The 1,421-nt window shown below is 74.9% G+C and carries 3 protein-coding genes; all 3 read right to left on the minus strand.

Going from position 1 to position 1,421, the window contains the following annotated elements; genetic code table 11:
* The coding region (locus tag ACFFNX_RS49965) for a cobyrinic acid a,c-diamide synthase CobB (RefSeq protein ID WP_378213524.1) at window positions 1-631 on the minus strand (631 nt) is incomplete at its 3' end.
* Window positions 628-1,230: a cob(I)yrinic acid a,c-diamide adenosyltransferase gene (gene cobO, locus ACFFNX_RS49970; RefSeq protein ID WP_378213525.1), complete on the minus strand. Its 603-nt coding sequence runs from the start codon at window positions 1,228-1,230 to the stop codon at window positions 628-630. The genes ACFFNX_RS49965 and cobO, both read right to left, overlap by 4 nt.
* Window positions 1,230-1,421 (minus strand): vWA domain-containing protein (locus tag ACFFNX_RS49975; RefSeq protein WP_378213526.1); only part of this gene is annotated, 192 nt, incomplete at its 5' end. The genes cobO and ACFFNX_RS49975, both read right to left, overlap by 1 nt.

A 1,421-nucleotide genomic window follows, 5' to 3' on the forward strand; every position in this document is an offset into this window, starting at 1 on the left:
CGCCCAGGCGCTGGACGGTGGCGAGGGCCTCGGGACGGCGTTCGGCCGCCGGGATCAGGCCGAGGTGCCGCGACGGCGTGGCCGCGTCGTCGCGGCGGCGCAGCACGCCCAGGACCGGCAGGCCGGTCTCCTCCACCGCCGCGCGGCAGATCTCCTCGTGCCGGTCCGAGCCGACCCGGTTGAGGATCACGCCGCCGATCCGCACGCCGGAGTCGTAGGTCACGAAGCCGTGCACGAGGGCCGCGACCGACCGGCCGGTGGAGGCGGCGTCCACGACCAGCACCACCGGGGCGCCGAGCAGCTTGGCCACATGGGCGGTCGAGGCGAACTCCCCCGCGCCGGCCGCGCCGTCGTACAGGCCCATCACGCCCTCCACGACGGCGATGTCCGCGTCCCGCGCACCGTGCAGGAACAGCGGCGCGACGAGTTCCTCGGCGGTGAGCCACGGGTCGAGGTTGCGGCCCGGGCGCCCGGCGGCGAGCGCGTGGTAGCCGGGGTCGATGTAGTCCGGGCCGACCTTGTGCGGCGAGACGTCGAGGCCCTGCGCGGCGAGCGCGGCGATCAGCCCGGTGGCGACGGTCGTCTTGCCGCTCCCGGACGCGGGGGCGGCGACCACGAGCCGCGGGATCACCACTCGATGCCCTTCTGCCCCTTCTGCCCGGCGTCCATGGGGTGCTTGACCTTGCCCATCTCGGTGACCAGGTCGGCGACCTCCAGGAGCCGGGGGTCGGCGTCGCGGCCGGTGACGATGACGTGCTGGTGGCCCGGCCGCGCCGCCAGAGTGGCGACCACGTCGTCCACGTCCACCCAGCCCCACTTCATCGGGTAGGTGAACTCGTCGAGGACGTAGAGCGTGTACGTCTCGGCGGCGAGGTCGCGCTTGATCTGCTCCCAGCCCTCGCGGGCGTCCGCGGCGTGGTCCTCCTCCGTGCCGGGCCGCTGGATCCACGACCAGCCCTCGCCCATCTTGTGCCAGTCGACCGTCCCGCCCTCGCCGGACGCGCCGAGCACGCGCAGCGCGCGCTCCTCGCCGATGCGCCACTTGGCGGACTTGACGAACTGGAACACCCCGACCGGCCAGCCCTGGTTCCAGCCGCGCAGCGCCAGCCCGAAGGCGGCGGTCGACTTGCCCTTGCCCTGGCCGGTGTGGACGATCACGAGCGGGCGGTTCCGCCGCTGCCGCGTGGTCAGCCCGTCGTCCGGGACGCTCTCGGGCCTGCCGCGCGGCATCAGGCGACCCTCCGGTCGCGTACGACGCCGGCCAGGCCGTCGGCGGGCAGGTCCTCCAGGTGGACGAGTTCGGCGTCGAGGCGTTCGGCGAGCCGGCCCGCGAGACCGAGGCGCACCGGGCCGCTCTCGCAGTCGACCACCACCGCGCGTTCCTCCCGCAGCAGGGCGGCGTCGCGTAGCGCGTCGTCGAC

It is taken from the genome of Actinoallomurus acaciae (genome assembly GCF_042429965.1).
In the GTDB taxonomy this organism is placed as follows: domain Bacteria; phylum Actinomycetota; class Actinomycetes; order Streptosporangiales; family Streptosporangiaceae; genus Actinoallomurus; species Actinoallomurus acaciae.